This window comes from Bacillus sp. NPDC060175 (genome assembly GCF_042728695.1).
Lineage (GTDB): Bacteria > Bacillota > Bacilli > Bacillales > Bacillaceae_G > Bacillus_A.
The window spans coordinates 1-26008 of record NZ_JBHWYR010000016.1; the positions used below are offsets into that span (position 1 = coordinate 1).

27 protein-coding genes are annotated in these 26008 nt (G+C 32.9%); 20 read left to right on the forward strand and 7 right to left on the reverse strand.

Annotated features, from left to right (window positions below):
- The first annotated feature begins 200 nt into the window (after positions 1-200).
- The 11 genes from ACFWDE_RS10635 (at position 201) to ACFWDE_RS10685 (ending at position 10525) form a co-directional block, all read left to right on the forward strand.
- Positions 201-2042, forward strand: a complete 1842-nt coding sequence (locus ACFWDE_RS10635; RefSeq protein ID WP_377892115.1) for a S8 family peptidase — start codon at positions 201-203, stop codon at positions 2040-2042.
- Positions 2043-2230: 188 nt separating this feature from the next.
- The gene (locus tag ACFWDE_RS10640) at positions 2231-3220 is read left to right on the forward strand and encodes a phosphatidylinositol-specific phospholipase C (protein WP_377892117.1); all 990 of its coding nucleotides are present in this window, start codon (positions 2231-2233) and stop codon (positions 3218-3220) included.
- A 204-nt stretch (positions 3221-3424) separates the two neighbouring features.
- A complete protein-coding gene (locus ACFWDE_RS10645; RefSeq protein WP_377892120.1) occupies positions 3425-4834 on the forward strand; it encodes a glycoside hydrolase family 1 protein in 1410 nt (469 codons plus the stop codon).
- 30 nt (positions 4835-4864) lie between these two features.
- Positions 4865-5572 (forward strand): GntR family transcriptional regulator, encoded by a 708-nt coding sequence (locus ACFWDE_RS10650; RefSeq protein ID WP_377892123.1) that lies wholly within the window; start codon positions 4865-4867, stop codon positions 5570-5572.
- A 214-nt stretch (positions 5573-5786) separates the two neighbouring features.
- Positions 5787-5981 (forward strand): hypothetical protein, encoded by a 195-nt coding sequence (locus ACFWDE_RS10655; RefSeq protein ID WP_002066705.1) that lies wholly within the window; start codon positions 5787-5789, stop codon positions 5979-5981.
- A gap of 32 nt (positions 5982-6013) precedes the next feature.
- A complete protein-coding gene (bshB2, locus tag ACFWDE_RS10660; protein WP_377892264.1) occupies positions 6014-6694 on the forward strand; it encodes a bacillithiol biosynthesis deacetylase BshB2 in 681 nt (226 codons plus the stop codon).
- A 23-nt stretch (positions 6695-6717) separates the two neighbouring features.
- A complete protein-coding gene (locus tag ACFWDE_RS10665) occupies positions 6718-7491 on the forward strand; it encodes an alpha/beta fold hydrolase (RefSeq protein ID WP_377892126.1) in 774 nt (257 codons plus the stop codon).
- 68 nt (positions 7492-7559) lie between these two features.
- A complete protein-coding gene (gene pdxR, locus ACFWDE_RS10670; protein ID WP_377892129.1) occupies positions 7560-8990 on the forward strand; it encodes a MocR-like pyridoxine biosynthesis transcription factor PdxR in 1431 nt (476 codons plus the stop codon).
- A gap of 36 nt (positions 8991-9026) precedes the next feature.
- Positions 9027-9383 carry a CidA/LrgA family holin-like protein gene (locus tag ACFWDE_RS10675; protein WP_377892131.1) on the forward strand — a complete coding sequence of 119 codons (357 nt, stop codon included), beginning with the start codon at positions 9027-9029 and terminating at the stop codon, positions 9381-9383.
- A 23-nt stretch (positions 9384-9406) separates the two neighbouring features.
- On the forward strand, positions 9407-10078 hold the full coding sequence (locus ACFWDE_RS10680; protein WP_377892133.1) for an LrgB family protein: 672 nt from the start codon (positions 9407-9409) through the stop codon (positions 10076-10078).
- A gap of 21 nt (positions 10079-10099) precedes the next feature.
- Positions 10100-10525: a YfmQ family protein gene (locus tag ACFWDE_RS10685; protein WP_377892136.1), complete on the forward strand. Its 426-nt coding sequence runs from the start codon at positions 10100-10102 to the stop codon at positions 10523-10525.
- Between the two features lie 22 nt (positions 10526-10547).
- On the opposite strand, the gene ACFWDE_RS10690 is transcribed toward ACFWDE_RS10685, so the two are convergent.
- Both ACFWDE_RS10690 and ACFWDE_RS10695 read right to left on the reverse strand, forming a co-directional pair.
- A complete protein-coding gene (locus ACFWDE_RS10690; protein ID WP_080019118.1) occupies positions 10548-10949 on the reverse strand; it encodes a CBO0543 family protein in 402 nt (133 codons plus the stop codon).
- A complete protein-coding gene (locus tag ACFWDE_RS10695; RefSeq protein ID WP_377892140.1) occupies positions 10924-12102 on the reverse strand; it encodes a DUF2515 domain-containing protein in 1179 nt (392 codons plus the stop codon). The genes ACFWDE_RS10690 and ACFWDE_RS10695 overlap by 26 nt, the downstream gene beginning before the upstream one ends.
- Positions 12103-12416: 314 nt before the next feature.
- On the opposite strand from ACFWDE_RS10695, the gene ACFWDE_RS10700 reads away from it, so the two are divergent.
- From ACFWDE_RS10700 to ACFWDE_RS10715, 4 genes are read left to right on the forward strand one after another with little or no spacing between them, the layout of a single operon-like run.
- A complete protein-coding gene (locus ACFWDE_RS10700; protein ID WP_377892142.1) occupies positions 12417-13403 on the forward strand; it encodes a UDP-N-acetylglucosamine 4,6-dehydratase family protein in 987 nt (328 codons plus the stop codon).
- Positions 13400-14311, forward strand: a complete 912-nt coding sequence (locus ACFWDE_RS10705) for an SDR family oxidoreductase (RefSeq protein ID WP_377892145.1) — start codon at positions 13400-13402, stop codon at positions 14309-14311. The genes ACFWDE_RS10700 and ACFWDE_RS10705 overlap by 4 nt, the downstream gene beginning before the upstream one ends.
- The gene (locus ACFWDE_RS10710) at positions 14308-14658 is read left to right on the forward strand and encodes a DUF6572 domain-containing protein (protein ID WP_377892147.1); all 351 of its coding nucleotides are present in this window, start codon (positions 14308-14310) and stop codon (positions 14656-14658) included. The genes ACFWDE_RS10705 and ACFWDE_RS10710 overlap by 4 nt, the downstream gene beginning before the upstream one ends.
- A gap of 48 nt (positions 14659-14706) precedes the next feature.
- Positions 14707-15771, forward strand: coding sequence for an undecaprenyldiphospho-muramoylpentapeptide beta-N-acetylglucosaminyltransferase (locus ACFWDE_RS10715; protein WP_377892149.1), 1065 nt, complete (start codon positions 14707-14709; stop codon positions 15769-15771).
- 104 nt (positions 15772-15875) lie between these two features.
- On the opposite strand, the gene ACFWDE_RS10720 is transcribed toward ACFWDE_RS10715, so the two are convergent.
- A complete protein-coding gene (locus ACFWDE_RS10720) occupies positions 15876-18596 on the reverse strand; it encodes a sensor domain-containing protein (RefSeq protein ID WP_377892151.1) in 2721 nt (906 codons plus the stop codon).
- Between the two features lie 431 nt (positions 18597-19027).
- Between ACFWDE_RS10720 and ACFWDE_RS10725 the strand changes: the two genes are divergently transcribed.
- The 3 genes from ACFWDE_RS10725 (at position 19028) to ACFWDE_RS10735 (ending at position 20750) form a co-directional block, all read left to right on the forward strand.
- Positions 19028-19444, forward strand: a complete 417-nt coding sequence (locus tag ACFWDE_RS10725; RefSeq protein ID WP_377892154.1) for a VOC family protein — start codon at positions 19028-19030, stop codon at positions 19442-19444.
- A 91-nt stretch (positions 19445-19535) separates the two neighbouring features.
- Entirely contained in the window at positions 19536-20111 is a 576-nt protein-coding gene (locus ACFWDE_RS10730) for a histidine phosphatase family protein (protein ID WP_377892156.1), read from the forward strand.
- Positions 20112-20432: 321 nt separating this feature from the next.
- Positions 20433-20750, forward strand: a complete 318-nt coding sequence (locus tag ACFWDE_RS10735) for a hypothetical protein (protein ID WP_002146163.1) — start codon at positions 20433-20435, stop codon at positions 20748-20750.
- A 136-nt stretch (positions 20751-20886) separates the two neighbouring features.
- Here the strand turns inward: ACFWDE_RS10735 and ACFWDE_RS10740 are convergent, their stop codons facing one another.
- Entirely contained in the window at positions 20887-21531 is a 645-nt protein-coding gene (locus ACFWDE_RS10740) for a YczE/YyaS/YitT family protein (RefSeq protein WP_377892158.1), read from the reverse strand.
- A 196-nt stretch (positions 21532-21727) separates the two neighbouring features.
- On the opposite strand from ACFWDE_RS10740, the gene pepT reads away from it, so the two are divergent.
- Positions 21728-22960 (forward strand): peptidase T, encoded by a 1233-nt coding sequence (pepT, locus tag ACFWDE_RS10745; RefSeq protein WP_377892161.1) that lies wholly within the window; start codon positions 21728-21730, stop codon positions 22958-22960.
- Between the two features lie 39 nt (positions 22961-22999).
- Here the strand turns inward: pepT and ACFWDE_RS10750 are convergent, their stop codons facing one another.
- The 3 genes from ACFWDE_RS10750 to ACFWDE_RS10760 are packed head-to-tail and all read right to left on the reverse strand — an operon-like array spanning position 23000 to position 25015.
- Positions 23000-23911 (reverse strand): DNA-3-methyladenine glycosylase 2, encoded by a 912-nt coding sequence (locus ACFWDE_RS10750; RefSeq protein WP_377892164.1) that lies wholly within the window; start codon positions 23909-23911, stop codon positions 23000-23002.
- Positions 23908-24438, reverse strand: a complete 531-nt coding sequence (locus tag ACFWDE_RS10755) for a methylated-DNA--[protein]-cysteine S-methyltransferase (protein WP_002146167.1) — start codon at positions 24436-24438, stop codon at positions 23908-23910. The genes ACFWDE_RS10750 and ACFWDE_RS10755 overlap by 4 nt, the downstream gene beginning before the upstream one ends.
- A complete protein-coding gene (locus ACFWDE_RS10760; RefSeq protein WP_377892168.1) occupies positions 24425-25015 on the reverse strand; it encodes a bifunctional transcriptional activator/DNA repair enzyme AdaA in 591 nt (196 codons plus the stop codon). The genes ACFWDE_RS10755 and ACFWDE_RS10760 overlap by 14 nt, the downstream gene beginning before the upstream one ends.
- A 154-nt stretch (positions 25016-25169) precedes the next feature.
- On the opposite strand from ACFWDE_RS10760, the gene ACFWDE_RS10765 reads away from it, so the two are divergent.
- Positions 25170-25928 carry an exodeoxyribonuclease III gene (locus ACFWDE_RS10765; RefSeq protein WP_377892171.1) on the forward strand — a complete coding sequence of 253 codons (759 nt, stop codon included), beginning with the start codon at positions 25170-25172 and terminating at the stop codon, positions 25926-25928.
- The last annotated feature ends 80 nt before the right edge of the window (positions 25929-26008 follow it).

Genomic DNA, 26008 nt, shown 5'->3' on the forward strand with positions numbered 1-26008 from the left:
TAAAACAAATAATCATTATAAGTTTTTTATTTATATCATATAGGATTCAAATATGAAATATTGCATATAAAAATATATTGAAGTTCATATTGCTGATTACTATAATCTATTTAGTAGAAAGGTACCTTAATATGTTATAGAAATTAAATCATTATAGATTAATATAAAGATTGATAATTATTGATAGGAGGATTGATGTAATGAAAATATTTCAAAGGATATGTGTTTCAGCTGTAATTGTTTCAACACTTATAGGAATTGGAGGCACTATTAATATTGTAAATGCTGATTCTATAGAACAGCAGAGTAAATTAGCGATAGAACAAGAAACAGATAAGCAAATCATTGTAAAATTCAGAGCGGATTTGAAATTTCCATATGAAGATGGTATTGAAAAACAGATACAATCTCAAACGAACGATAAAGTACTAGAAGATTTTTTGGCAGAATATCCAGATGTAACATTTACTCGTTTATTCACATCTGTAAGTCCGGAAGAAATACAAGAGCTTGAAGTGCAAGCACCTAATAATGTATCTACAAGCTTATTAAACTACTATATTCTTCAAACTCAAAATGGTGAGCGTGAAGAAGCTCTAGTAGATAAGTTAAAAGCATCTTCTTTAATAGAAGATGTGTATATGAAGAAACAAGAAAAAATAACGCCACCTGAAATGCAACCATCAAGTGTATCCATTAATCCTAATAATAATCCTAGATTTAATAAACAAGGCTATCTTGAAGCAGCACCATACGGTATTAATGCACCTTTCGCCTGGGGAGTTCAAGGAGGAAATGGAAAGGGTATAACTTTTGTTGATATGGAATATGGTTGGTTATTAAATCATGAGGATTTAGTGCATCAAAACATTGAATTGATGTCTGGGAGAAATATAGAACAACATGTCGGCCATGGGACATCTGTATTAGGAATTGTATCCTCTGAAGATAATGAAGTGGGGAATATTGGGATTGCGCCAAAAGCGAAAGCAAAAGTGATTTCTCAAATAAGAGATAACGGACAGTATAATACAGCTGATGCAATACTAAGTGCTGTAAATCATTTAGAAGCTGGGGATGTTTTATTATTAGAGGCACAAGCTTCCTTTGATGGATATGGTGATAAATATTTACCTGTTGAAGTACAACCAGATATCTTTGATGCAATTCGTGCTGGTACAGATAAGGGTGTTGTAATTATAGAGGCTGGAGCAAATGGTTGGAATGATTTAGATCAATTTAAAGATAGAAATGGTAAACAAATTTTAAATCGTAATAGTAAAGACTTTAAAGATTCAGGTGCAATTATGGTAGGAGCGGGCTCTTCATCTTTCCCTCATGAACGTATGTGGTTTTCGAATTATGGAAGCCGTATTGATGTGTACGGCTGGGGAGAAAACGTAGATACAACTACAGCTGAGCAAAGTAGAAGCGCTGTAAATCTTTATACATCCAGCTTTAGTGGCACGTCTAGTGCTTCGCCTATTATTGCCGGAGCAGCGACTTTAGTACAAAGTATTGCTAAAGAAAATTTAGGGCAACCATATAGACCAAGTGAACTAAGAACGATATTAAGTAACCATAACACTGGAACGAAGTCTAAAGATCCATATTCAGATAAAATTGGTGTTTTACCAGATTTGAAGTCTATATTAGTAAACTTAGGGTATGAACGAAGAGAACCAAACGGTGGGAATGAGTTACAAGTAACAGAAAATGAACCAAATAATGAACCTAGACAGGCAAATAAAGTTAACTTTCATACACCAATGAAAGGAAAACTCCATAATAGCGATAATGTGGATGTATTTACTTTCCAAATTGACTCGCCAGAAAATATTAATATTTCTCTACTAAATGAAAAGAATATTGGAATGACATGGGTGCTTCATCATGAATCAGATTTAAATACCTATGTAGCATATGGTGAAAACGAAGGAAATGTAATTAAAGGAACATATAGTGCAAAACCAGGTAAATATTATCTTTATGTTTATAAGTATGAGAATAAAGATGGTTCGTATGTATTGAATATAAAATAAAACAAAAGGAGTTTCTAAACAAGTTCCTTTTGTTTTATTTCTTTAAAGTTTTTTAGTATATCAAGAATATGTGGATGTTTTTAAATTTTACTTCTATGCAATATTCCATATTTATGAAACATTATTTATTAAGTAGCTTATGTTATATTCAATAAGTTAGATATAAAACAGAAAAAGGAGGAATAATAATGAACAATAAGAAGTTTATTTTGAAATTATTCATATGTAGTACTATACTTAGCACATTTGTATTTGCTTTCAATGATAAGCAAGCAGTTGCAGCTAGTTCTGGTAATGGGCTTGAAAACTGGTCAAAATGGATGCAACCTATACCTGATGACATACCGTTAACACGAATTTCAATTCCAGGAACACATGATAGTGGAACGTTCAAGTTGCAAAATCCGATAAAGCAAGTATGGGGAATGACGCAAGAATATGATTTTCGTTACCAAATGGATCACGGAGCTAGAATTTTTGATATTAGAGGGCGTTTAACAGATGATAATACGATAGTTCTTCATCATGGGCCATTATATCTTTATGTAACATTGCACGAATTTATAAATGAAGCGAAACAATTTTTAAAAGATAACCCAAGTGAAACGATTATTATGTCTTTAAAAAAAGAGTATGAGGATATGAAAGGGGCAGAAGATTCATTTAGTAGTACATTTGAAAAAAATTATTTTCTTGATCCTATCTTTTTAAAAACAGAAGGGAATATAAAGCTTGGAGATGCTCGAGGGAAAATTGTACTACTAAAAAGATATAGTGGTAGTAATGAATCTGGAGGATATAATAATTTTTATTGGCCAGATAATGAGACGTTTACGACAACTGTAAATCAAAATGTAAATGTAACAGTACAAGATAAATATAAAGTGAGTTATGATGAGAAAGTAAAATCTATTAAAGATACGATAAATGAAACGATTAACAATAGTGAAGATTGTAATCATCTGTATATTAATTTTACAAGCTTGTCTTCTGGCGGTACAGCATGGAATAGTCCATATTATTACGCCTCTTATATAAATCCTGAAATTGCAAACTATATGAAACAAAAGAATCCTACAAGAGTAGGCTGGATGATTCAAGATTATATAAATGAAAAATGGTCACCAATACTTTATCAAGAAGTTATAAGAGCGAATAAGTCACTTGTAAAAGAGTAAAGCTGATGAGAGTAAGAAGCGATGAAATACGTCGCTTCTTTTTTGTTTTCTAATAATTAACATTAAATATAGTTTTATATATCATACGTTCATGATAGAAAAAAATTGAAACTTAAGCTATAATTACACATATAAAATTTGTACCCATAAATTTTATGTGTAGTAATAAATTTTATTTATTGTAATGAAACGGAGGTATATATTATGAAGTTTCCACATGATTTTTTATTTGGGGCTGCTTCAGCTTCTTATCAAGTAGAAGGTGCATGGAATGAAGATGGAAAAGGTGTTACGAATTGGGATGAGTTTTCAAAAATCCATGGCAAGACATATAATGGAACAAATGGTGATGTAGCTGTTGATCATTATCATCGATATAAGGAAGATGTTCGTTTAATGGCTGAGATGGGATTAGAATCGTATCGTTTTTCTATTTCGTGGGCGAGAATATTGCCGACTGGAGATGGAGAGGTAAATAAAAAAGGAATAGAATTTTATAACAACTTAATTGATGAATGTTTAAAATATGGGATTGTACCGTTTGTCACTTTATATCATTGGGATTTACCGTTACCTTTAGAAAAGGACGGTGGATGGACGAATAAAAGAACAGCGGAAGCTTTTGTAAAGTACGCAGAGATTTGCTTTAAGGCGTTTGGTGATAGAGTTAAACATTGGATTACTTTTAATGAGACAGTGATGTTTTGTGGATTAGGGTACTTAAAAGGTGCACATCCACCAGGGATACAAAATGATGTTCCAAAGTATTTTCAAGCGACTCATTATGTATTTTATGCACATGCAAAAACAGTTGCAGTGTACAAGCAGTTGAAACAATATGGCGAGATTGGTATCACGCATGTTTTCTTGCCTGCTTATAGTGTGGATGATCAAAAGGAAAATATACTAGCAGCAAATCATGCGAATGAATATGAAACGTATTGGTATTATGATCCAGTTTTAAAAGGCGAGTATCCGTCCTATGTTGTACAACAATTAAAGGAAAAAGGATGGACTCCTAATTGGACGGTTGAAGAATTAGAAATCATTAAACAAAATGCTGGGAAAAATGATTTTATTGGCTTGAATTATTATCAACCGATACGAGTGGAAAGATACGATGTGGATCTAAAGAATGAGGAACATTCTCGAGAAAACTCTACACTTGCTCCAGGTAATCCTTCTTTTGATGGATTTTATCGAACAGTTAAAATGGATGATAAAACATATACAAAATGGGGATGGGAAATATCTCCGGAAGGTTTCTTAGATGGCTTGCATATGTTGAAAGATCGTTACGGTGATATAAAGATGTATGTGACAGAAAACGGACTTGGTGATGAAGACCCAATTATTGACGGGGAAATTGTAGATGTGCCGAGAATTAAATTTATTGAAGAGCATTTAAAAGTAATGAAACGTGCGATTCAAGAGGGAATCAATTTAAAAGGCTATTATGCATGGTCAGTTATTGACTTGTTAAGCTGGCTAAATGGATATAAAAAGCAATATGGCTTTATTTTTGTCGATCATAATGATAACTTAAAACGTAAGAAGAAACTTTCGTTTCATTGGTATAAACATGTGATTGAAACGAGAGGAGAAGAATTATAACAGATAAAAGAGTATTTTAGGAGAAAGTGTATGAGTGCAAAGTATAAACAAATTGCAGATGTGTTAGAGCAAAACATTCGAGATGGACTTTTTAATGAAACAAAAAAACTACCTACAGAAGAAGCATTGATGAATCGATTTGAAGTAAGCCGTAATACGATACGAAAAGTAATTAGTCAACTTGTGAATAGAGGCTATATTTTTCAAGTGCAAGGTAGTGGGATGTTTTTACGCGAAACTTCTGTAACAGATTACATTAATTTAGGAAGTTTACGTGGATTAACGAAAAACCTCGTTTCGCAAAATATTGAAACGCAAGTGTTAGAGCTTGAAGTAATAGATGCAGACGAAGAGATAGCAAAGCGGATGCAATGTGAAATTGGAAATAGGTTATATTTTTTGAAGCGCTTAAGAATTGTAGATGGGAAACCATTCTCTATTGAAGTAAGTTATTTTAAAAAAGATATCATTCCGTATTTGAATGAAGAGATAGCATTAAGCTCTGTATACAGCTATTTCATTGAAGATTTACGATTAAATATTGGTTTTGCCGATAAAGTTATTAGTTGTGAAAAAGTAAATAAAGAAAATGCACAGCTTTTAGAACTAAATGAAGGTGATCCGGCGATTCTTATTGAAAATACAGTTTATCTTGTAAATGGAACAATTTTTGAGTTATCTCAATCGATGTTTCATTATGAAAAGACCAAACTTCTGAATCGGATTAATTTTAAGTGAAAAATGAAAATAAGTAGCCTTGTAAAAAAGCAACTGATCCTAGGAAATCAGTTGCTTTTTATTTTTAAAGTGGATGAGCAAAAAAACACAAAAGTGGTTGGTCCGTTTTTTACAAACATCTATTATGATAAGAGAAGAAAGGTAGTATTTTATCGACGTTTTAAAGAGGAAGTTTTTTATTAAAATAGACTGGCCTTAGAGAGGTGAAAATACAATGAGTTTTGCAATTTCACTAGTTGTTATTATTGTAGTTGTATCACTGTTTGGGACCGTACTAGTCGCACGAAATGTGGAAGAGAATTACGGTAAGTCTACAAAGAGGAATGTGAAAAACTTATCTGCTATCTATATCATTCTTCTTTTAGTGCTTCTTGTAGGAGTTACGTGGTATGCGGTCGTTATTTTATAAAGTTTGTATATGATGAAGGAGTTAATGTATTGATGAAAAATGAGCGCCACGTTTTAGTTGTTTTTCCACATCCAGATGATGAGTCGTATTGCGTGGCTGGTACAATTTTGGCCTATACTGAGAAAAAAGTCCCTCTCACTTATGTTTGCTTAACACTTGGTGAAATGGGGAGAGCGATGGGGAATCCCCCATTTGCAACACGTGAATCTTTATACGCTATTAGAGAAAAAGAGTTAAAGAGAGCTACTAATATTTTAGGGATTAAAGATTTACGTATGATGGGATACCGTGATAAGACTCTTGAATTTGAAACTCCTGGAGAATTAAGAAGTGTAATACAAAAATGTGTGGAAGAATTGAATCCTTCGTTAGTCATTTCTTTTTATCCGGGATATGCAGTTCATCCAGATCATGATGCAACAGGAGAAGCCGTAGCCAGGGCGTTAGCTAATATCCCAGAAAATAAAAGGCCAACATTTTATGCTGTAGCTTTTTCAAATAATCATGAAGCAGAAATAGGGCCTCCAAATTTTAAAAATGAAGTGAAAGAATATGTACCAAAAAAGTTGGAGGCATTGCGAGCGCATGCATCACAATTTTCCGCTAAGGTAATGGAACTGAAGAGAGAGTATGCAGATGGTATGCCGGAAACAGTCGAGTGGTTAGAAAGAGAACCGTTTTGGATATATCCATTCAAAGATAAGAATAAGTGATGCTATAGCTGAAGGTGATGAATATGTATTTTGAATATAAGAATCGAAAGATTTTTTACAATATAGAAGGATCGGGTCCTGTCATATTGTTTTTACACGGTCTTGGAGGAAACTCAAATAATTGGTTATATCAAAGGCGATATTTTAAGGGAAGTTGGACAGTGGTTTCAATTGATTTACCTGGACATGGGAAATCTGAAGGACTAGAAATTAGCTTTAAAAAATACTCAAATGTTTTGTATGAGTTATGCAATTATTTAAAGTTACAAAAAGTAGTCATTTGTGGTCTTTCAAAGGGGGCTAGAGTAGGAATTGATTTTGCTATTCAATATCCAAGTTATGTTTCTAGCTTAATTGTTGTAAATGCATTTCCCTATTTGGAATTAAAAGATCGGAAAGAACGACTTGAAGTATATGATTTACTTAGCTTACATGATAACGGAAAAACATGGGCGGATACATTATTGAAGGCGATGGGAGTAGAAGGTAATGAAGGAATCGTTCGAGGATTTTATCAATCTTTACTGTCTATTAATCCGGTGCATATTCAAAGGTTATTTACTGAATTAGTTGATTATGATCAAAGACCGTTTCTTTCAAATATTTCATGTCCTGCTTTAATTATAAGAGGGGAAAATGATGATTTTGTCCCAGAAAAATATGTAAGAGAGTTTGAAAAACATTTAAAAAATACAACTTTCATTGAGTTTAAAAATAGCGGGCACTTGCCTTATTTAGAACAGCCGATTAGCTTTAATATGACGGTAGAAACATTTTTAAATCATGCGCTTAATTAACACCATTATAACAGTGAATACTGTTATTAGTGAGTAAGGTATAGTTAGTTTTGAGAGGAGGCAACTATATGGAATGGAAACCAAATCGTGCAGATAAGACACCTGTATATAAACAAATTGCTGATTATATTGAAAGAGGTATTTCTTCAGGTGAATTTCCTTCTGATAGTAAGTTACCTTCTGAGCGTATGTTGGCAAAGGAGTTTCAAGTGAACCGGAGCACAATAGTAGCTGCATATGAAGAATTAAAATCACTTGGAGTAGTAGAACGGCAAAAAGGAAGCGGAACGCGGGTAAATACAGACATATGGGGTGTGTCACATAAACGAATACCGAACTGGGGTAGGTACGTTGAGGATGGATCGTTCTTACCTAATGTACCACTTGTTCAACAAATTAGAACGGAAACACAAAAAGATGATTTAATTAATTTAGCGAGTGGTGAATTGTCACCAGAATTAATTCCGAGCGATAGATTTCGAACGATTTTGTCGGAGAACACATTTATGGAAAATCTAGGTTATGATCATCCACTTGGAAATGAAATGTTGAGAAAAACAATTGCAGCACATGTCGAGCAATATAAACAAATTGAAGCGGATTCAAGTTCTATACTCATTACATCTGGAGCACAACAGGCGCTTAATCTTATCGTTCAATGTTTATTAAAACCTGGCGATGCGATTGCAATTGAGGATCCGTCGTATTGTTTCTCACTTCCGATGTTTAAATCCGCTGGTTTAAAAATATTCCATTTACCTGTTGATCAGCACGGAATGAATCCAGATGATTTAATTGATTTGCACAAAAAGCATCGTATTCGTATGGTGTTTTTGAATCCAGATTATCAAAATCCAACTGGCACTGTGCTTTCATTAGCGAGACGTAAAAAGATTTTAGAGCTGTCTTCTGAATTCGGTATACCGATTGTAGAAGATGACCCATACAGTTTAACTTCTTTTAATGGAGAAGTGAATCCAACATTAAAATCAATGGATCAAAATGGAAATGTTCTTTATGTAAGTTCATTATCAAAAATTGTTGCATCAGGATTACGTATTGGCTGGGTAATTGGTCCTACGCGCGTAATAGAGCGTTTAGCAGATGCGAAGCAGCAAGTTGATTTTGGTCATAGTGTATTTACGCAGTGGGTAGCAAATCAATTTTTAGAATCAGAGGATTTTCATGCGCATATTACAATGCTTCGTGGACAATTGAAACAAAGAAGAGATGAGTTAATTAGAAAGCTTGAAGAATTATTAGGGGATCGAGTTGAATTTTTCGTTCCGGAGGGCGGAATACATTTATGGTGCAAAGTGCAAGGAAAGTTTGATGAATATCATTTATTAGGTGAATCTATACGAAATGGTGTAGCATTCGTTCCGGGAAGTGTTTTAGGTTCTAAAAGTGAATATATTCGTTTTACTTTTGGACGAGTGGATGTAGAACAAATTTCACTTGGAATTATGAGATTTGCGGACACTTTAAATGAAATTTAAGAATAGTGATGCACGATATTGAAATGAGGGAAAGAGATGAAGTACGTGACGCTTCTACTTCAAGTAGGTGTGCTATATGTATTTAGCTTAGCTGGTACTTGGATTCAGGGAGTATTCCATCTATCGATGCCAGGAAGTTTAATTGGGATGTTAATGCTGTTCTTACTCCTTTCTACTCGTATTTTGCCATTAAAGTGGTTTGAGGTAGGTGCGGAAAAATTAATAGTATTTTTACCGTTATTTCTAATCCCTTCGACAACAGGGTTAATGGAATACGGATCTTTTCTTTTAAGTAAGGGGAGTGTTATATTCCTTTTAGTTGTTGCAAGTACGATAGTAACATTGATTGTTTCAGGGTATGTAAGTCAATTGTTAGTAACATCAAAAAAATAAAATCGACAAGGTGCGCTATTCAAATGGTCTTAATTTTTATTACTGTAGTGATTTATATATTGGCGACAAAGCTATATAAAAAATTTACGTTTCCATTTACTTTACCGGTGTTAACAGTTACGACGATTATGATTTGTTTATTCCTTATTTTTGGAATCTCTCATCATGAGTATAAGGAAAATGGAGGAGACATTCTTTCAGGCTTCTTGAGCCCTGCAATTGTAGCGTTAGCCATACCTCTATTTAAAGAGAGAAAGATACTTATGAAAAACTTTTTATCGATACTGATCGGCGTAGTGATAGGTATAGTGGCTTTAATGAGTATGAATGTAGTGATTGGTGGAATTTTAAATATAGATAAGGAACTTATACTAACAACTCTACCGCAATTAGCGACGATGCCTATTGCCATTTCATTAGCAGATCAAATTGGTGGTATTCCTTCTATGACTTCTAGTTTTGTAGTTGTTGCAGGAATAACAGGTGCTATTATCGGACCAACAGTACTTAAGTTTTTCCATATAACAAGTACGATTGGAAAAGGAGTTGGAATGGGCTGCGCCTCACATATTATCGGTGTGAGTCGTCTAGTGAAGGAAGGCGAGAAAGAAGCGACTATCGGTTCGGTAACGATGATTGTAACCGGAATACTCATTAGTATATTAATACCGTATGGAACGAAAATTATATTTTAAAATGTAATGGAGATGATAAAAGTGACAACATGGTTTATAGTTACATTATTTATTTTTGGTTCTCTTAAAGTACTAGTTTCTAGTATGCCAACTTCTGTTGTAGAATCTATTATTAGTAGATTTGAATTACATCAAAAACTTGAGGAGGAGAATACCTCTATATCGATAGATGGAAAAAATATAGAGGGAGAAATGAAACTACAATTTATTAACGAATTTAATGAGGCCTTATTTTTGGATAAACATTATTTCCCACCTCAAGGAGAAGGAACGCCAATAGTCATTGATACGAAAAAAGGGAATAAAGAGATTAGATTTTCTCTATATAGCTATGAGGAACATGTTGATGTAATAAAGCAATATAAGAAGAAAGTCGTTGCCTATCGTTTACGCTCTAAGAGTCTGCAAACACCTACATCATTAGCCATAACTGAAGAGTATGCTTAAGAAGAGACCTATAATGGTCTCTTTATTTTTGTAACCAATTATATACTTTCCAAATAAAAGAATGGAAAATCATATAACCAAATAAAGAATATGTATGGTTCCAATCTGCACTATGTACAAATAAACCTAATCTCTCAGCAACTTGCTCAAAAATACTAGCACAAATACCTATTGAAAAAATAAATAGAGTTCTAGAAACTGTAGATAATTTTTTTGAAATTTGTATAAAAGAGGCTGTTAAAATCGGCAGTACAAACAACGTAAAAGCTATGTTAACTGAAAATATGGATGAGAAGGGCCTAACTGGAAAGGAATATAGTTGTTTATTAACAAAGAAAGCATCTAAACAAGTTCCAATAATAGCAGAGAAAAAAACTGTAATTATTAAAGCTAGAAAGTCATTCTTCCTCTCGGAGGAGGACATTTTTCTTTGCGAGAATGGCAAGTTCAATTTTTTCGAGTGTTTTGCAGTAGTCTTCTGAAATTTGTCCACTTATACTTTCCTCCTTATCAACTAAGTAATTTACAACTTGCCAATCAGTAAACCAATCTTTACTTTCATCTTCTTCATGTTTCATATCGCGCCATGCGTAGATGAGTGCAGGGCTGTATATACGATATGCGCCACTACGCAACTGGCATTTCTTTATTCGGCGTTTATAAAACTCACGGGAAAAAGATTCATTTACACTTGAAAATAAATGAGGCCAGTAATCTTTCCTTGAGCCTGTGTGTGGATGATGCTCGGCCCAACTTATTATTTGAGATAAAATATGTGTATCCCGAAATAATAGTGAATACAACCTTTTTCCAATTAAGATTCGTTCATGCAAGGACATAAAATGCTTCATTGTATCACCAAATAGTAATACTTTTTGTTTCTTATCATTTTCGTAGAATGGGAAAAGGATATGATTAAACTGAAAGAAATCAAAGAGTTTAAATCCAATACTATTTAGTACAGTCTTTTTAAAGTGTACATTTTGAATAACTCTTTTTTCTAAGTAGTTTTGTTCATTAATAATAGTTGCAATCGCTAATGTTTTTTTGTTACCTGTTTTCCAAAAATCGTTCCACATCGTTTCCATAAATGTAGAAACATTTAGGTGAGGGAGAAGGTGAAATAGCCTTTGTGATCTTTTTACACTTTGTTCATATAGCAAAAATTGAGGATATACATCTTGGAAAATGAGCCAATTTCCTCTTTCTAAGAAAGAAAAAAATGTAATTTGATCTTTCTCAGATAAAATTCTCGTATATAAATCTCCCTTTAAATCGGTCATATTCCAACCACCGTTACGTGATACCATATGCCCAAGTAGTGCCCAATGTATTTCTGGATATTGAATGTAAAATTGGTAGTATGCACGTGTTCTTGTTACATTATTTTTATTTAGTTGTTTTGTTTGTGCTTTTATGTTGTCGATGATGAGTTGCTCTTCTTTCGTTAATTTACACATTGTATCAGAATGGATGAGGTTGCTTTTTTGTATTAACTCATTTTTCACGTCGAATAGGGAGAGAGGGAGTACTTTGGAAGGTTCGTTATTTGTGTTGCTTGAATTGCTTCGGTACATTCCATTACCTCCCTTTGCCATGAATTTAAATGTGGTATTGGTTATGAATCATTCCATTTATTTTATTACGAGTATGAGAAATAAATGAACGGTGTTTTTTAAACAAGTATTATAGTTATGATTCAAACAGTATAAAGAAAATCGTATCGTTAAGAAGTAAGATAAAAAAACAGAAACTATGTTTAATAGTTTCTGTTTTTTTATTTTGTCAATTTAATGTAACAAACGACGATTATGATTTGAATCAATTGAAAATAATTCAATAGCTTTGGTAAGTACAATTTTTATTGAAATGTATGGTAGGAGGAAAAGGAATGCTTAATAAAATAATTTTAATTACTGGTGGCACAGGTTCGTGGGGACATGAACTTATAAAACAACTATTAGAAAAATCGCCGAAAGAAATTAGGGTTTTTTCAAGGAATGAAACAGTTCAGTTTGAAATGCAGCAACAGTTTATAAATGACGATAGATTAAAATTTATTATTGGAGATATTCGTGATAAAGACCAACTAGTCTATGCTTGCCAAGGTGTACATTATGTATTCCATCTTGCAGCTTTAAAACATGTTCCAGTATGTGAGTATTATCCTTATGAAGCTATAAAAACAAATATACATGGTACGCAAAATGTGATTGAAGCATCAATCCAGAAGCAAGTTGAGAAAGTTATATATGTTTCAACTGATAAAGCGGCCGACCCATCAAATACGTATGGGATGACAAAAGCAATTGGTGAAAAGTTAATGGTTCATGCGAATGTGCAAACAAAGAAAACAAAATTCATTTGTGTTCGTGGTGGAAATGTTTTAGGGACGAGTGGAAGTGTGGTACCGCTTTTTAAAAAGCAAATTAAAAAGTCTTCACAGGTAGGGATTACTGATGAAAATATGACTAGATTTTTCTTAACAATTGAAGATGCTGTTGGATTGTTATTTAAAGCAGCATCTGAAGGAAGAGGAGGGGAGATCTTTGTTATGAAAATGCCAGCGTGTAAAATAACGGATTTAGCAAAAGTGTTGATTGAAGATTCAAAAAAAGAAAACGTGAAGATAAAAGAGGTAGGGATAAGACCTGGTGAAAAATTAAGTGAAATGCTTTTATCTGAGGTAGAGAGTAAAACAAGTATAAGTTTTGATCAAAATTATTTTGTGGTACTACCGACTATTCCTATAGAAGGACTTCAAGAATATTATGCTAGTTATCCGCTTGTGGATGTGAAGAGTTTTAGTTCTCAACAAGACTTACTTGCAAAATATGAGGTGAAACAAATGTTAGAAAAAGGAGGATTTTTACTATGAAAAAAAATGCGAGCCTTTTAATAACTGGTGCAAATGGCTTCACAGGCCGCCATGCTTGCCAATATTTTTTAGACAAGGGCTTTCATGTAATTCCTATGTTTCAAAATCGTTCACATAGAGAAAAATGCAGGAATGGAATTGCTTGTAATTTAACTAATAAGAGCGAAGTAATGAAGGTAATTAAACAAATAAAGCCAGACTATGTATTGCATTTAGCAGGAAGGAATTCGGTCATAGAGTCTTGGACAGCTGCTCTTGAATACATGGAGATTAATGTAATAGGGACGTTATATTTATTAGAAGCAATTAAGCAAGAAGCACCACATTGTAGAACATTAGTTATAGGATCTGCATTGCAAGCAGATAGTATGAACAACATAAAAGTTTCAAATCCATATAGTTTAAGTAAAACTATGCAAGTAATCGTCGCAGAGGCTTGGGGTGGATTAATGAATTCAAATATTATCATTGCAAAGCCCTCGAACTTAATTGGTCCAGGAGTATCGAATGGTATTTGTTCTATTCTTGCAAAAAAAATGATAGATATAGAGTCGGGTAAAAGTGAACCAATTATTGAAGTAAACAGTTTGAAAGATAGTAGGGACTTTCTAGATGTACGTGATGCAGTTAAAGCGTATCATGTGTTATTGCGTGATGGTATAAATGGAAAAGAATATAATATTGGGTCAGGAGTAAAACGATCTTTATTAGATGTATTAGAACAATATAAAGGATTAACACAGCAGAACTTTACTATAAAAGAAACAGAGAATTTTGAGGATGACTCAAATAAAAGTTTAGTGTTAGAGGATATAAAAAAGTTAGGTTGGGTCCCAAAAATCCAATTTCATCAATCATTAAAAGATGTACTTGAGTATGCGAAGCGCAGTGACATCTGCATTCAATGAAAAATAAAAAAGGGTGTAAGAAGTATATGAATGGTTATGAAGCAATAGATAATCAAAATACGCTATTACTTTCGATTGTTGATACGCTGGATTGGAAAGATGAAGAAGCGCATGTGTTGCACCTCTATGAGGCAATAAATCAATATCGAGCGTATGTGGAAGGAAAAAAGGTTGATCGAATAAAGCCAGCACTAGAGACAAGAACTAGGCATGTGATTCAAGTTTTTGCTCAGTATGAGTGTAGTGAGTATGGAAATGATTTTTATGAACTCATCAAAGATCTTTTACAAGATATAGGACTTGAGTTGAAGATATATATAAATAATAGTAAGCATATTTACATTTGAAAGATTAATATAAAGCTAGATTTTTAATGATAAAGGTGGATATAGGTTATGAGCAAAACGATTCTTTTTACTGGGGGCGGTACAGCCGGACACGTTATGATTAACATTGTATTGATTCCTAAATTTATAGAAAAGGGATGGAGAGTCGAGTATACTGGATCTCAAAATGGAATTGAAAAATTATTAGTTCAAAATGTTAAGTATAATAGTATTTCAACCGGGAAGCTTAGGAGATATTGGGATTGGGAGAACTTTAAAGATCCTTTCAAAATTATACAAGGTTGTTTACAAAGTTATAAATTAATTAAGAAAATGAAGCCTGACGTTATCTTTTCTGCAGGAGGATTTGTTTCAGTTCCTGTAGTTATAGGGGCATGGTTAAATCGTGTACCTATAATAATACGTGAACCAGATAGTACGTTAGGGTTGGCAAATAAAATAGCATTACCTTTTTCTAAAAAACTATGTACAACATTTCCTCAAACAGGGGGTAATGTAAGTAATGAGAAGAAGGTTTATGTAGGGCCAATTGTAAGGGAAGAAATTGAGAGAGGTAACGTATTACGAGGAAGAGGCTATTGTAAATTTCAGCAAAATAAACCGGTATTGTTAATAATGGGTGGGAGTCAAGGTGCTAAGTGGATAAATGATATGGTAAGGAAAAGTTTAGATACATTAATATTAAATTTTAATATTGTTCATATGTGTGGTAAAGGGAAGGTGGACTCAGCTATTGGAATGGAAGGTTATATGCAATTTGAATATATAGGGGAAGAGTTACCGCATATACTGAATATAGCAAGTGTTGTAGTTTCCAGAGCGGGTTCTACTGCTATTTCTGAATTGTTATTTTTGAAGAAACCGATGTTGCTTATTCCTTTAACTAATGGTTCCAGTAGAGGGGATCAAGTTTTAAATGCTGACCATTTTTCTAGGCAAGGATATGCGGAAGTTTTACTTCAAGATAGAGTAAACACTAGTACATTTACACATGCAGTAAACCAGCTATATGCAAATAAGGAGAAATATGTTCAAAACATGAATGGATATAAGAAAACAAATGATGAGGGGATTCATCAATTAATAGATTTAATAAATGAAGTGGTGAAATAATAGGGGGTTAAATGGAAAAACAAAAGGAAAGAAGGTATCTTCTTTCCTTTTGTTTTTCAAATTTATTATTATGTAGCCTATTATATTCTGTATAGAGCTATATACTATGGACGAATACCGTTTTCTAGCAGCTTAGTAAATGCATTTGTATAAATAGGTTTACTGTAATAATAACCTTGAATAAACTGACATTTATTTTTTTGAAGGAAATTCACGTGTTCTTTCGTTTCTACACCTTCAGCAATGACAGACATTCCTAATGTATGTGCTAATGTGATGATCGTTTTAATGATTTCCATTCCATCTTCACACGTTTCAGACATTGTAATAAATTCTCTCGGGATTTTTAACGTATCGATGGGATATAAAGGTAAGTAGGCTAGCGAAGAATAGCCTGTACCAAAGTCGTCGATTGAAATGTAAATCCCTAAGTTTTTTAGTGTACGCAGTTTTATCAATGTTTCTCGCTCATCCATCATTGCAATTCGTTCTGTTAATTCAAGATCGAGAGAACTTGCTGGTAAACCTGTAGTTGCTAAAGTAGAAGAAATAGACTTTACAAAACCTTCTTGTTCAAATTCTTTAGCAGATAAATTTACTCCTATTTTTAAATGTGAATATCCGAGTGCGTGCCAACGTTTCATTTGCTGACAGGCTTGCTGTAATGTCCATTTTCCTATTGGAATAATTTGTAGTGTTTCCTCGGCAATCGGAATAAATTCATATGGAGAAATAACACCTAATTCGGGATGGTTCCATCTGATTAAAGCTTCAGCACCAATAATTTTATTAGATTCACTATCAACCTGAGGTTGATATAAAAGGAATAATTCTTCATTTTGAATTGCATTTGGTAAATCTTTCTCTAATTTTAATCGTCTTTCAATTTTTTTAGCGATTACATCGTCATAAATAGAGACAGAGTTAAGCTCTTTTTCCTTAGCATCATACATTGCAACATTAGCGTTTTTTAAGAGTGTAGCGGTATCGATTCCACCAGATGGATATATAGCAATCCCGATACTAAGTGATAAAGTTAATTTATGCTCATGTATGACAAACGGTTTTTTCATGCTTTCAAATAGTTTGTTACATAAATGTAATAAGGAATCTTGGTCTATATAGTTTTCGATTAAAATTGTAAATTCATCGCCACCGATTCTTGACACATGAGTATGTGATGGAAGACATGATTGGAAACGTTTTGCTACTTCTTCTAATATGTAATCACCTGACGAATGTCCTAGTGTATCGTTAATTACTTTAAAGCGGTCTAAATCTAAATATAATAATGCGAACTCACTTTGTGCTGTTTTAGCATTTTTTATAACTTTTCTTAATTTCTTATGGAAAAAGGCACGGTTCCCAATTTTCGTTACAGTATCATGGAATGCTAAATATTTTATTTCTTCTTGTTGTTTTTTGAGCGCAGTAATATCCTTTACCATAATATAGCTTCCTGAAATTTGTCCATCTATCATAATAGGAACGATGGTAACGTATAAAAAATAAGTAAAGCCATCTTTATATTGAGAACTAAGTTGTAAAGATGCTGATTCTTGTTGTTTAACCTTTTCTAATGCAGATGCTAGTTTATGTTTATCTTCTTCTAAAATAATCGAAAAACATGTTTCACCAAGTAACTCGTTCGTTGGTGCTCCAAGTAGTATACTCCCAGCTTTATTTACATTTAAGAATATTCCATTTAAATCAATCGTAAAAATAGGATCAGGGTGATACTCATATAAAGATTTGAATTTTTGTTGTTTTTGAGATAAAGCCTCTGATTTTTGGACTAAATCAGAGGTTCTTAAAGTAACTTTTTCTTCTAGTTGAGCATTAAATGCCTGTAAACGTTTTGTTAGGGAATTATTTTGCATATGTACAATAGAATGACGGATGAGTACGAAAACAAAAGTAATACAATTTCCTGTAATGAGAGTTGAAGATGATGTTTGTTCTTTTAAGGTAAACCAGATTAGTATTGCAACAGCAAGATAGGGAAATACGACTAATACTTTTTTTCCTAGTATAGGGTTTACAATGAAATAATTTTTATGACTATTATAATCTTCTGAAATAGCCCCAGCTATTGCGATAAGTAATATAGGTATTCTATATAAAAGACGTAATGATGTTATCGTGTCAGTTGATAAATGGTTATGTAAGTAAAAATAAATATAGTTAAAAGTTGCAGAACTTATTAATACAAAAATAAAAATATAAATTTTCCGCTTGGACTTAAAAATTGTTGGGCGGAAAAAGAGACTAACACCTAGTAGAAGAAATAATAGATCTGCAATTGGATATAGAAATGAAAGGAAAACATCTCCGAGTGAAAGTGAGAATATATTTAAATTTGGCTGATTAAATAAATACCATTCTAATGTGAATATGGAAGTAAGTACTATACATATATCACAAATAAAGAAAGCTTTTTCCCATTTATTGCATTCTTTTAAGATCTTATAGCAGAAAGCGATAAGACAGAAGAACAGAAAAAACATGTAAAATACATCAGAAACAGCAAAATGATGTATTGGAAGTTCGAAAAAAGTATCTTGATACGTATATACTACTTTTCCTAATAAAAAACTACCAATTGCAATTGTAATACATATCCAAAAAGGATTTGAACTAACTTTTTTAGAATATATAGAGTAAATTAGCGATATAAATGTAATGGCTTCAACGATGAGTGAAGCGAAGCGTACATTGAAATTTGAAAAATGAGTAGGGAACAGAAAGAAAAACATAAAATAGATTGAATAGCATATTAATGTTGTAATTAATATACATAGTTGTAAATTTTTATTTAATTTCAATAAAATCACCTTCTTTAAGTATGCACTATATTCGTAATATCTATACATAATAATATTACTTAAGGATTGTATCAGATTTCCTTATAAAAAGCATGCTTATAAGAAAAAAATGAAGAGTATGATACTTCTTAAATTTGAAAAAGTATTGAGTTCAATAATTTTTAGTTTATAAGGAATGCAGATAGAATTTGTATATTTAGTCATCCTTTAGATTTTAAAGGTTTTTTAGTGATTTACAAGCGGAGATGTAAAATTGCATATAAAGTGATGGGAACTTCTCTCTAGATGAGGGGAGTTTTTCGTTATTATAGAGTATTAAGTAAGACCTTTGTATGTACCTATTCTCATACTAATGAGGGATTAAAGAAACGTGTTGATTATATACAATAATATGTAATACAGTAATTAATTTCTAATGCGGAGGGAAAATCATGATGAAATGGGTGAAGTTTAGAATAGCACGTCCAACTGATAAATTTGAAGAGGTTATAGCATTCTATGAAAAAGGGTTAGGTTTAAAACGTATAGGTGAATTCTACGATCATGAAGGCTATGATGGGATCATGTTCGGTCTACCAGATGAAGAGTATCATTTAGAATTTACAAGACATATAGATGGGAGTCCTTGTCCGGCTCCAACAAAAGACAATTTACTTGTATTTTACATGCGTGAAGATAGTGAAATGAAAAAATTGAGTAAAAGGCTGCATGCAATGGGATACGATGAAGTAGAACCAGAAAATCCATATTGGAAAGATAAGGGGATAACGATAGAGGATCCGGATGGTTGGAGAATTGTGTTAATGAAAATAGACGAACAGCTTAGCAAAGTTCATAAAATAGTTTAAAAGAAGAATTAATATTTTGATTGTACGCAAGTTTTGAGACGGCAAAGATTAAAATAAGTAATTAACTTATAAATATTTTCAAGGAGGACTTATGAATACATACATCTATATGGTTAGACATGGTGAATCACCAAAATTAGAAGGAAATGAAAGAACACGTGGATTAACTGAGAAGGGAACTTTAGATGCCCATAAAGTAACTGAGATATTAAAAACAGAGGGGATTGATACTTTCATTTCAAGTCCGTATAAGAGGGCTATGTTAACAATAGAAAAGTTAGCTAATTTCCATGAAAAAGAAATAGTAGTATATGAAAATCTCAAAGAGTGTAGGTTTTTAAGTGAGGATAAGATTATATCAGATAAGGAAGTGTATCCACTCGTAAAGAAGATGTTCTCTAATCCAGATTTCACACTAACTGGAGGAGAGTCGTATGTGGATTGTCAGAGAAGAGTAGTGAAAATATTAAAAGAAATAGTAATAGATTTTCAAGGACATAAAATTGTAATTGGTACACATGGGCTTGTCATGACATTGATGATGAACTATTTTGATAACCAATATGGGCTTGAATTTTTAATGAATACATCAAAGCCAGACGTATATAAGCTGGAATTTAAAGACGAGCAATTAATAAATATAGAGAGATTATGGAGAGAGAAATGAAATGGATTATATGGAGTGTGTTTTAAGAATTACTTTTAAAACACACTCTTTTTTTGAAGAGAAATAGTTTTTATCAACTATTTTTAGAATGTTAAATTAATAAGTAATTATTCAGCTTTTGAATAATCCATTGGAAAATTGGTTTAGGGAAACAATTTTAAATGTGACAAAACTCCAAACGCTGGATTTATATTCAATAGGAGAAAAAAATGTAGAATTTTGTCTTACTGTACACGTTTACTTTTCATTTCTTAACATATAGGCTTTGTGGTGTAAGGGGGGACACCGCCTTTACACTAAAATTATAAGGAGGTCATTGTGATGAAAAAAATGAAAAAATTTGCAGGAGTAGCTCTAGCGGGTTCAATTGGATTAAGTGGATTACTTTTTTTAGAACCAAGTGTAAGCGCTGCAGAAACAATGCAAGTGAAAGAGGAGAAGTTCAATGCTATTAATGTAGCGATGAATCAAAGTGAATCTTATTTATTGAGTGGTAGAAGTATTGATATTCTTTCAGGAGATAAAGAAGCGGTACAATTAAGTAATTATACAGTTCAGTTCAATAAACCAGGTAAGTATGTTATTAGAGTAAATGGTTGTATTTATAATGATGTATATACTTTTATTGTGAATGAGTAGTATATGCTCTTGATGTTTAATTAAATATATATTATCGGATGAAAAAAGAAACACCCTATTTGCGGTGGGAATCGTAAATAGGGTGAATTATTTGTAAGAAAGTTAATGAAAAGAGTAATTGGTATTAAGTTATGTTTTATATATTTTCATTAATTTGCTCTTTGTTTTTGCTATGTAAAGTATGTAAGAGTGTTTGAAATACTTTAAATGATTGCTGAAAGATTGGACTTTGAATAAAAGTGTATAGAAAAGTTACGATGAAAACAGGACCTCCTAGCATATATCCAATAACTAGTACAACGCATTCTACAATGATTCGAGCCCGGCTAATAGACAATCCAGTTTTGTCAGAAATAGTAAGCATGAATCCATCGCGTGGTCCAGCACCAATTCCAGCCGCAACGTACATACCGCCCCCAATACCTGTAATTACAATACCAGAAAACAAAATGAATAAATTTATCCATAAATAATCAGTAGCGTTTGGAAGGATGTTTGATTGTAAGAAAAAGTCCATAATAGGGCCGATAAGCATTGCATTTAAAAATGTGCCTACGTTTATATATTTTGGATCTACTAGTAAAGAAATAAGTACGAGGCATAACCCGCATATAACACTCCAAGTACCAAGTGTCCATCCGAATCGTTCATAGAGAGCCATATTTAAAACTTCCCAAGGATGTAACCCGAGGAATTTAACTTTGACTGCAAGAGCATTTCCAAGGCCAAAGAAAATTAATCCTAAGAAAAAAAGAAAATAGCGAAAGAGAGTTAGCCTCATCTTTAAAACCTCCCATATTTTATAATTATGTATGTTACCTGTTAAGGTTTTAATGTACAAATATTATGTCTTTTTATAATTCGTTTAAAATTGTTAACAATGTAAATGAATTATACATCTTCACAGTCAAAAAAGTTAAAATATTTCGTATTAAGGATTATAATGGAGAGAGAAACATAAAAGGGAGTGAACGAACTTGAAACAAGAACTTATTGAAAGATTTACGAGATATGTAAAAATTGATACACAATCAAATGAAGAAAGCCATACAGTGCCAACAACACGAGGACAGATTGAATTTGGTAAGTTATTAGTAGAAGAGTTAAAAGAGATTGGATTATCAGAAGTGACGATGGATGACAATGGTTATGTAATGGCGACACTTCCTGCTAATACGGACAAGGATGTTCCTGTAATAGGATTTTTAGCACATTTAGATACAGCGACAGACTTTACAGGGAAAAATGTAAAACCACAAATCCATGAAAATTTTGATGGTAATGCGATTACGTTAAATGAAGAATTAAATGTTGTGTTAACACCTGAACAGTTCCCAGAATTACCATCATATAAAGGACATACAATTATTACAACTGATGGTACAACACTTCTTGGAGCAGATGATAAAGCTGGTCTTACAGAAATTATGGTGGCAATGAATTATTTAATACATAATCCGCAAATTAAACACGGGAAAATAAGAGTAGCATTTACGCCGGATGAAGAAATTGGCCGTGGACCATCACATTTTGATGTAGAAGCGTTTGGTGCATCCTTTGCCTATACGATGGACGGAGGTCCATTAGGTGGTTTAGAATATGAAAGTTTTAATGCGGCAGGTGCTAAGTTAACGTTTAACGGAACGAATACACATCCTGGAACAGCGAAAAATAAAATGCGTAACGCAACTAAACTTGCTATGGAGTTTAATGGACATCTACCGGTGGAAGATGCACCAGAATATACGGAAGGTTATGAAGGATTCTATCATTTACTTTCTTTAAATGGTGATGTTGAGCAAAGTAAAGCGTATTATATTATTCGAGATTTTGATCGTGAAAATTTTGAGGGACGTAAAAATAACGTTGAAAATATTGTGAAGCAAATGCAAGAAAAGTATGGGCAAGATGCGGTCGTTTTAGAAATGAATGATCAATACTATAACATGCTTGAAAAAATTGAACCAGTGAGAGAAATCGTTGATATTGCATATGAAGCGATGAAAAGTTTAAATATCGAACCGAACATTCACCCGATTCGTGGTGGAACAGATGGATCACAATTATCATATATGGGATTACCGACGCCAAATATTTTCACTGGTGGTGAAAACTACCACGGTAAATTTGAGTATGTTTCGGTAGATACTATGGAAAAAGCTGTTCAAGTTATTGTAGAAATCGCAAGACGATTTGAAGAACAAGCCTAAAAAAGAACCGAGTAGTACGAATGTGCTACTTGGTTCTTTTTAATATAGCACGCGCCACAAATAAAAAGTTGCATAAGATTCCCAATTTGTCCAGTTTGCCGCAAAGTCTTTTATTTCATTTTTAGTCGGTTTATTTTCGGAACCTTTTATAAATTTAATTGCATTATGTAGACCAACATCATCAATTGGAAAGGCTGAAGGGAAGCGTAAACAGCGCATTAAAACATAGTGGGCAGTCCATGGTCCTATACCATGGATAGCGGTTAATTGTTTTTCAGCAAGCTTTACATCTTGTGTTTGTAGTAATGATTCTTTTGATAGTTTCCCTTCTGTAATAAGCTTCGCAATACCGATTAAATATTCACATTTTTTAGTCGTCATTTTTAATTTTTTAAGATCCTCTACATGTAAATTTGCAATTGTTTCAGGTGATGGAAATATCCTATGTTTTTTATCGTTCCATTTTACGTAACTTCCAAATTGTTCAACCAATCTTCTTTTTAGCGTATAAGCATATGCGAGGTTAATTTGTTGACCGATAATTCCCCAGGAAAGTGCTTCAAATAAATCTGGAATACCTAATGTGCGAAGCCCATAATACTCTTGAATAGGGCCTTGAAGGAGTGGGTCATGTTTAGCTAATGTATAAAAGGGAGCTAAATCGGTAGTTAAATCAAACCACTCTTTTACATAGTTAACTACAGCATCGCATACCCATTTTTCAGAGTTATAGGATTCTTCTAAAAAACGTATTTGAATATTTCCGTCAGTATTTATACTAATTTCAACTAAAGGATTTACATGTTCAACAGGGATGACTTTATAAATTTTGTTATCTTCAATGTGAAACATACATTCATTGTTAGAACGTGATAGATAGCGTAAGTTTTCTTGGAAATTAAATTCTTTTGGAGCTGCTAAAGTCAATGCGCTATTATATTTTGCTGTCATATGAATTCCACCTGTAACTTTTCTAATGTAAGCAATTCCTCCTTCATTTCTAATCCACCTCTAAAACCAGTTAGTTTTCCATCTTTTCCTATAACGCGATGGCAAGGAATTGTAATAAGAAGTGGGTTGGCAGCAATAGCAGAAGCAACGGCGCGTACAGCTGTAGGTTTTTGGATTTTTTCTGCAATTTCTGAATAAGAATATGTTTTTCCGTAAGGGATTTCACGTATCGTATTCCAAACAGATAATTGAAATTCAGTTCCGTAAGCATCAATAGGCAATGTGAAGGTTTCTCGCTTATTTTCTAAATACTCGATAATTTCTTTCGTATATGTTTGCAGGTAATCTGGATTGCGAGTCAATATATGTTGTGGCAGTTTTTTTCTAGCCCACACATTTAGTTCTTCAAAATTTTCGTCTTGAGATCCAATGAAACATAGTCCATTTTCAGTTGCAGCAATATGCAAGCGCCAATTTTCATGTGTAAGTAGCATCCAATATAAAGATTTATTTTTATAGGAATTCATTATTGTATCCCTCTTTCATTTCGTTCTTTTTTCGATATTCAGTAGGAGTAAATCCGGTTTTCTTTTTAAATAAAGTTGCGAAATACTCCGAGTTTTCTATCCCGACAGCAGTACTAATTTTCTTAACGGATTGATTTGTATGTGAAAGATATTCTGCCGCTTTAACAATCCTAAATTGTTGTATATATTCTATTGGACTTATTCCTGTCATTCTTTTGAAAGTGCGTTGTAAATGAAAAGGGCTACCGTGACAAACTTCCGCAAGTATGTCGAGAGTTAGTGCGTTGTCATAATGCTTTTCGATATAGTCTTTAATTTGTTCTACCCACTCCTCATTAGGTAAAATGATCCCATTTGGTTTACAACGTTTGCACGGACGAAAGTGTTCATGTAATGCTTGCTCTGCATTTAGAAAAATTCGTACGTTGTTTTTATTCGGTATTCTTGATTTACACGATGGCCGGCAAAAGATCCCGGTTGATTTCACAGCATAAAAGAATTTGTTATCATATGAAGAATCATTATGAATAATTGCTTGCCAATACTCACTCGTTAGCGTAAACCCTTCATTGTGCAAAGAACATCACCTCTGAAATTAGTATAACCTGAATAAAGTGCGTATGTACGTATTCAAAAATGTAAAAGCAAGATTACAAAGATGAAAATATGCTTGTTTTTCTATTTTGTGATAGCATGAAATTTGGAAGTGAACATCAAGAGGAGGACTATAAGTGAAGTTAATTTCATGGAATGTAAATGGTTTGCGAGCAGTTATCGCAAAAGGTGGATTTTTAGAATATCTAGAAGAATCCAATGCAGATATATTTTGTTTACAAGAGATTAAATTACAAAGTGGACAAATTGATTTAAATCCAGAGGGATACTATACATACTGGAATTACGCTGTGAAAAAAGGCTATTCAGGAACGGCTATTTTTACGAAACAAGAACCAATTTCTGTTACATACGGTTTAGGAATTGAAGAGCATGATCAAGAAGGACGAGTTATTACATTGGAATTCGATGATTTTTATTTGATAACACTGTATACACCAAACTCCAAACGAGGATTAGAACGTTTAGATTACAGAATGAAATGGGAAGACGATTTCCGGGCGCATATTAAGCGATTAGATGAAAAGAAACCGGTTATTTTCTGTGGAGATTTAAACGTTTCTCATAAAGAAATAGATTTGAAAAATCCAAAAAGTAATCGCAAAAACCCTGGATTTTCTGATGAAGAAAGGGAGAAGTTCACACTTGCTTTAGAAGAAGGGTTTGTTGATACGTATCGTTATCTTTATCCTAACCAGGAAGGAGCATACTCTTGGTGGTCATATCGTATGGGAGCAAGAGCGAAAAATATTGGATGGCGTTTAGATTATTTTGTTGTCTCGGAAAGAATAAAAGGTCAAATAATAGATGCGAAAATTAACAGTGAAGTAATGGGATCAGACCATTGTCCAGTTGAATTGCATATAAATTTCTAAAAAAAGAAGTATCTTCCTGATAGCGGGGATACTTCTTTTTTTATTCAATTTGTTAAAACTTTTCAAATCATTCTTGAAAT

Coding starts and splice junctions, on each gene's coding strand:
- ACFWDE_RS10725 (WP_377892154.1), top strand. CDS start 19,028: ATGATGAAATGGGTGAAGTTTAGAATAGCACGTCCAACTGATAAATTT.
- ACFWDE_RS10640 (WP_377892117.1), top strand. CDS start 2,231: ATGAACAATAAGAAGTTTATTTTGAAATTATTCATATGTAGTACTATA.
- pdxR (WP_377892129.1), top strand. CDS start 7,560: ATGGAATGGAAACCAAATCGTGCAGATAAGACACCTGTATATAAACAA.
- ACFWDE_RS10740 (WP_377892158.1), bottom strand. CDS start 21,531: ATGAGGCTAACTCTCTTTCGCTATTTTCTTTTTTTCTTAGGATTAATT.
- ACFWDE_RS10665 (WP_377892126.1), top strand. CDS start 6,718: ATGTATTTTGAATATAAGAATCGAAAGATTTTTTACAATATAGAAGGA.
- ACFWDE_RS10650 (WP_377892123.1), top strand. CDS start 4,865: ATGAGTGCAAAGTATAAACAAATTGCAGATGTGTTAGAGCAAAACATT.
- ACFWDE_RS10695 (WP_377892140.1), bottom strand. CDS start 12,102: ATGTACCGAAGCAATTCAAGCAACACAAATAACGAACCTTCCAAAGTA.
- bshB2 (WP_377892264.1), top strand. CDS start 6,014: ATGAAAAATGAGCGCCACGTTTTAGTTGTTTTTCCACATCCAGATGAT.
- ACFWDE_RS10635 (WP_377892115.1), top strand. CDS start 201: ATGAAAATATTTCAAAGGATATGTGTTTCAGCTGTAATTGTTTCAACA.
- ACFWDE_RS10730 (WP_377892156.1), top strand. CDS start 19,536: ATGAATACATACATCTATATGGTTAGACATGGTGAATCACCAAAATTA.
- ACFWDE_RS10700 (WP_377892142.1), top strand. CDS start 12,417: ATGCTTAATAAAATAATTTTAATTACTGGTGGCACAGGTTCGTGGGGA.
- ACFWDE_RS10735 (WP_002146163.1), top strand. CDS start 20,433: ATGAAAAAAATGAAAAAATTTGCAGGAGTAGCTCTAGCGGGTTCAATT.
- ACFWDE_RS10755 (WP_002146167.1), bottom strand. CDS start 24,438: ATGAATTCCTATAAAAATAAATCTTTATATTGGATGCTACTTACACAT.
- ACFWDE_RS10710 (WP_377892147.1), top strand. CDS start 14,308: ATGAAAAATAAAAAAGGGTGTAAGAAGTATATGAATGGTTATGAAGCA.
- ACFWDE_RS10705 (WP_377892145.1), top strand. CDS start 13,400: ATGAAAAAAAATGCGAGCCTTTTAATAACTGGTGCAAATGGCTTCACA.
- ACFWDE_RS10680 (WP_377892133.1), top strand. CDS start 9,407: ATGGTCTTAATTTTTATTACTGTAGTGATTTATATATTGGCGACAAAG.
- ACFWDE_RS10645 (WP_377892120.1), top strand. CDS start 3,425: ATGAAGTTTCCACATGATTTTTTATTTGGGGCTGCTTCAGCTTCTTAT.
- ACFWDE_RS10655 (WP_002066705.1), top strand. CDS start 5,787: ATGAGTTTTGCAATTTCACTAGTTGTTATTATTGTAGTTGTATCACTG.
- ACFWDE_RS10750 (WP_377892164.1), bottom strand. CDS start 23,911: ATGACAGCAAAATATAATAGCGCATTGACTTTAGCAGCTCCAAAAGAA.
- ACFWDE_RS10715 (WP_377892149.1), top strand. CDS start 14,707: ATGAGCAAAACGATTCTTTTTACTGGGGGCGGTACAGCCGGACACGTT.
- ACFWDE_RS10675 (WP_377892131.1), top strand. CDS start 9,027: ATGAAGTACGTGACGCTTCTACTTCAAGTAGGTGTGCTATATGTATTT.
- ACFWDE_RS10690 (WP_080019118.1), bottom strand. CDS start 10,949: ATGTCCTCCTCCGAGAGGAAGAATGACTTTCTAGCTTTAATAATTACA.